General features: G+C 37.7%; 7 protein-coding genes. 3 read left to right on the top strand and 4 right to left on the bottom strand.

Annotated elements, in window-relative coordinates:
• The 4 genes from L1D46_RS19830 to L1D46_RS19815 form a co-directional block, all read right to left on the bottom strand.
• A partial coding sequence (locus tag L1D46_RS19830; protein ID WP_239978103.1) for a hypothetical protein occupies positions 1–348 on the bottom strand: 348 nt, incomplete at its 3' end.
• 55 nt (positions 349–403) lie between these two features.
• Positions 404–1,306 (bottom strand): cation diffusion facilitator family transporter, encoded by a 903-nt coding sequence (locus L1D46_RS19825; protein WP_004588886.1) that lies wholly within the window; start codon positions 1,304–1,306, stop codon positions 404–406.
• Positions 1,293–2,024: a transglutaminase family protein gene (locus tag L1D46_RS19820; protein WP_004588887.1), complete on the bottom strand. Its 732-nt coding sequence runs from the start codon at positions 2,022–2,024 to the stop codon at positions 1,293–1,295. The genes L1D46_RS19825 and L1D46_RS19820 overlap by 14 nt, the downstream gene beginning before the upstream one ends.
• A 55-nt stretch (positions 2,025–2,079) precedes the next feature.
• Entirely contained in the window at positions 2,080–2,694 is a 615-nt protein-coding gene (locus L1D46_RS19815) for a cation transporter (RefSeq protein ID WP_004588888.1), read from the bottom strand.
• 77 nt (positions 2,695–2,771) lie between these two features.
• Here L1D46_RS19815 and L1D46_RS19810 point away from each other — a divergent pair, with 77 nt between their 5' ends.
• The 3 genes from L1D46_RS19810 to L1D46_RS19800 all read left to right on the top strand — a co-directional run bounded on the left by L1D46_RS19810 (position 2,772) and on the right by L1D46_RS19800 (position 4,085).
• Positions 2,772–3,161, top strand: a complete 390-nt coding sequence (locus L1D46_RS19810; protein ID WP_004588889.1) for a Cd(II)/Pb(II)-responsive transcriptional regulator — start codon at positions 2,772–2,774, stop codon at positions 3,159–3,161.
• Between the two features lie 42 nt (positions 3,162–3,203).
• Positions 3,204–3,581, top strand: coding sequence for a MerR family transcriptional regulator (locus L1D46_RS19805; RefSeq protein WP_004588890.1), 378 nt, complete (start codon positions 3,204–3,206; stop codon positions 3,579–3,581).
• 102 nt (positions 3,582–3,683) lie between these two features.
• Positions 3,684–4,085: a MerC family mercury resistance protein gene (locus L1D46_RS19800; protein ID WP_239978102.1), complete on the top strand. Its 402-nt coding sequence runs from the start codon at positions 3,684–3,686 to the stop codon at positions 4,083–4,085.
• The last annotated feature ends 269 nt before the right edge of the window (positions 4,086–4,354 follow it).

Here is a 4,354-nt window from a genome sequence, read left to right as displayed (position 1 = left end):
AGAAATGGGCGGACGAAGTATCGCTYCAAGAAAGGTACTTGTTTGATCAATTTGATAAGGCGTTTTATTGATAATGTTTAGTTTGCCCGTGGTATTTGAATTACTGACTAAAATCCAAGATAAGTGGCTGCCACTGCAATGTCCGCAGTGATGACAATCTTTTTCATTATGCTGCTCATCACCTACATTATCATTTGAGACATTTCGATCATCTGCATGATCATGTTGAATTTGAAGGTGCTCTATATCTATTTGGTGATTCTCAGGTGTTGCGGATACAACAGCAGTTAACGATTGCAAAACAATCGAAACGACTAATAGTATTTTTAACGCAACATTGAATTTCAAAATAAACACCTACTTAAATATGAAAAATTATAATATCAAAAAAAGGTTTTCTAAACTAGCCATGCGCATGTTTTTCATGCTCGTCACGGCAAGTTTCTTGAGGAAACTCAAACTCAATGGTTGTATGAGATAAATTATAAGAAGAAAGTTCCTTAGCCACTTGTTGTTTTAGCCTAATTAATTTATCAACCTCAAAGTTATGGGCTAACTCTAGGTGAGCAGTTAATACGTGACTTTCCCCGTCTAATGACCAAAAGTGCATATGATGAATCCCATTAATTTCAGGTATAGCCTTTATCGCTTTTTCAATATTATTCTGCACTTCTTCATCAGGTGTAGCTTGAAGAAATAGTGCCAATGTTGTTTTCAGGTTTTTCAAAACGTTAAACAATATAAACAGTGTAAAGCCTATAGAAAGCAAAGGATCTAATATTGGTAGATCTACAAAAAGCAGCACGATAGAAACAATTAGGACTGCAACCCAGCCAAGTACGTCTTCAAGCAAATGCCACGTAAGTACTTTTTCGTTCAGCGTTTTACCCGCTTTTAGTTTAAATACTGCATACCCATTAACAGCAACCCCAAGTAATGCAAGACCCAACATTCCTTCAGCCATTGGCATTTCAGGATTAGATAATCTTGGTATTGCTTCAAATAGCACCCAGACAGAACCAATAACTAATACAATACTGTTAATTAATGCGCCAAACAGGGTAAGACGACGATAGCCATAGCTAAATCTATCGGATGCTTCTTTATCCGAGAAACGACTCAGTATCCAAGCGAATCCTATAGATAAACTGTCACCCAGGTCATGTACAGCATCAGCCATAATAGCGGTACTGTTGGTTAGCCAACCACCAATAAATTCGATAATAGTAAATGAAACATTAAGGAAAAATGTCCAACCTATACGGTCGTCTTTTCCATGCGAATGGCTATGGCTATGATTGTGCATTTTCCACCTCAAGAACTTTTAAATTTCTTACATTGACTACGTTAAAATTGATAAAGTGACGGATCACTCGTTGATACATCCAACGTTTGATTCCTGATAAGTTAGTTCCTTTTTCGAGATAAAACTCATCAGGGGAATTATAAACACCAAAATCATCATGAATACCTTCTTTTTGTATATAGGTATCTTGACCACGCCAATCTGTATCTGGCGAAGAGAAACACTTTGTTGCAACACCATAACCACAAAATTCGTTTTTTATTTGACTAAATTTGTGCTGTAGTGAACTTAAATATTGTTCATCTAATATAAAGCCTTCTAAGTTTATCCAACGATCCTTGAAATAAACTTCAATCCAACTATGAATGATATATTTAGGTGCTAACCAAAATACATAAGTTGGAATAGCTCCTTTTTGTAATCGCTGCTCAATAGTAAAGCCGTGAAAACGACATTGAATACCTAATCCTCGTAACAAAGCCATCAGCAAGTTACCCTTGGTATTGCATTGTCCGTAACCATCGGCTAAAACACTGCTTGCTGAAATATCATCACTCTCATTGTAACCAAATAATATTTCATCTTTAACAAATTGGTAGGCTGCACCAATTTTGTTGAAGTCATCGAGTTCTTGCCAATTACGCTCAGAAATTAATGATTGAATTGTAGAGTGTTCAAAATTTACTATCTTGGTTTTTTCTAGATATTTGCTATTCATTGATGTTTCCTTACTTTGAACAACCAAAGGTTGATTGTTTATCTTCATTTGGTGTTTAACGTGTTTTCTCAGCAACAGCTAATTCTTGTTTAGCATCGCTTAGTATTCGGTAAGCGCCTCGAAGAATTAACATTGAAATGATGCTACCAATGACGATATCAGGCCAACGCTGTTTCAGCACCATAACGAGTATGCCTGCGATAACGACACCAAGATTTGCAATTACATCATTCGCTGAAAATATCCAGCTAGCTCTCATATGTACTTCATCGTTGTTGTGCTTTCGAATAAGGATGAGACAAATCACATTTGCAACTAAAGCAACCATGCCTACGCCAATCATAAACCAAGAGTGAGGCTCACTTTCACCATACAGCCTTCTAGCAATATCCATTAGAATTAGCACGCCTAACCCCAGTTGGAAATAGCCACTCACTAAAGCAGCATTAGCCTTATGTTGGATTGACTTTCCCACCGCGTATAGTGCAATTGCATAGACGATTGCATCCGCTAGCATGTCTAACGAATCTGCAATTAAAGCCGTTGATTCTGATAACCAACCAAAGCCAATTTCAAAAACAAACATCGAGGCATTGATAGCCAGAAGCCAATAAAGCACCGTTTTTTGCTGGTTATCTTTTAGCTCAACTTCACACCCACAATCGCTCATTTTCATCTCCGATTAACTTGTATGCTCTAACTATAAATCCTATAGTGACTATAGGGTCAAGTTTATTTGGAAATTTTATGAAAATTGGTGAGTTATCGAAAACATCGGGGTATTCAGTACAAACCATCCGATATTATGAAAAGGAGGGCTTGCTGTCAGATCCTGATCGCACTGAAGGGAATTTCAGGTTGTATTCTAATAAGGCATTTAAAGAGCTAGAGTTCGTAAAGCATTGTCGAAGTTTAGATATTCCGCTTAATGATATTAAGCGACTCATTGAATTAAAAAACAAGCCAGAGGAGAGTTGCTCTAGTGTAAATGCATTAATTGATCGGCAACTAACTTTAGTTAATCAACGAATGAAGGAATTGAATGCACTCAAAAAAGAGTTAAAACTAATGGCAAGCTCTTGCGGGTCTGACGGTACAATTGAAGTCTGTGGCATTATCAAGTCATTAGATAGTTGAACTAAATATAACTTTAGATTAGTAGTATTCACAAAGGCAATAATGAAAACCATTGGCAAATTAGCACAATCATTAAATTTAAATGTAGAAACCATTCGTTTTTATGAACGAGAAGGACTGATTACACAACCTGAAAAACCAATATCTGGTTATAGACAATATGACGAATCAATAGCAGGACAACTTAGGTTTATCACAAAAGCCAAAGCGCTCGGCTTTACGTTAAGAGAAATAAAATCGCTAATGTCTATGGACAGCAACTGCGCTCAAGTTGAGCTATTAAACCGACAAAAGTTAGCAATCATTCGAGACAAAATTAATGACCTTCAACGTTTAGAGAAAGTAATTGTGGGTATGACAAATACCTGTATGCAAAACGAAGATCCAACACATTGCCCCATAATTGACTCATTAAAATGATTGACTCCGTACTTGTATACGGAGTTTAGAATGATGGTAATATCAACCAATAGACTTTCAAATGATAAATAAAATATTAGACAGAGTAGGCTCTAGTGGCGTTTGGCTAGCGGCACGGCCTGCCTCCCTGCATTAAGGTCACTTGCATCGGCATTAGGACTAGGCTTCTTCTCTCACTTCGAAGGAATAGCTGTAAATACGCTTTTACCTATTTTTGCATCTTTGGAACTATTGGTAAACTTATACAACTGGCACAAAAATAAAAACCATACCAGAGCTGTCTTCAGCATTCTAGGGCCTGTAGCAGTGCTATTAACGCTTTATCCTCTTTGGCTATATGATTGGAGCACATACCTATTTTACTTTGGTATTTGCTTAATGGTCGTTATGTCGGTTTTGGATATCGTAAAACCAGTAAGGGAGCAAACATGCAACGTATGGCTAATTGCCGTCGTTGAAACGATTAACGGTCAATGTCTGCTTTTCGCTCAAAGCTGCCCTTAGAGCATTTACGTTAACTCGTTTTGGGGCGTGCGACGTGAAGTCGTATGAAGCGCTGTTCACCGCTTAATGAGTGAACCATCTGTATCACCAGATGATCCTAGGAGCCTGAATAAAGTAGCGGCTCTGACAATGTAACGAAGGTTGGTATGCGCCAATCGGGATCTTAATCGTGAGAGGACGATCCTCCTGATAACCACAAATCGGGTGAGTGCTAGGCAGTCAGTATGATGAACATAAGTGAATCCGCGTAAGGTGCGTTATACGATGAA

This window comes from Pseudoalteromonas sp. Isolate3 (assembly GCF_022398505.1).
GTDB classification, from domain to species: Bacteria; Pseudomonadota; Gammaproteobacteria; order Enterobacterales; family Alteromonadaceae; genus Pseudoalteromonas; species Pseudoalteromonas apostichopi.
Note: the sequence above shows the minus strand (reverse complement) of the source record. Positions and strands in the feature narration are given on the sequence as shown.

Coding starts and splice junctions, on each gene's coding strand:
- L1D46_RS19810 (WP_004588889.1), top strand. CDS start 2,772: ATGAAAATTGGTGAGTTATCGAAAACATCGGGGTATTCAGTACAAACC.
- L1D46_RS19815 (WP_004588888.1), bottom strand. CDS start 2,694: ATGAGCGATTGTGGGTGTGAAGTTGAGCTAAAAGATAACCAGCAAAAA.
- L1D46_RS19820 (WP_004588887.1), bottom strand. CDS start 2,024: ATGAATAGCAAATATCTAGAAAAAACCAAGATAGTAAATTTTGAACAC.
- L1D46_RS19825 (WP_004588886.1), bottom strand. CDS start 1,306: ATGCACAATCATAGCCATAGCCATTCGCATGGAAAAGACGACCGTATA.
- L1D46_RS19805 (WP_004588890.1), top strand. CDS start 3,204: ATGAAAACCATTGGCAAATTAGCACAATCATTAAATTTAAATGTAGAA.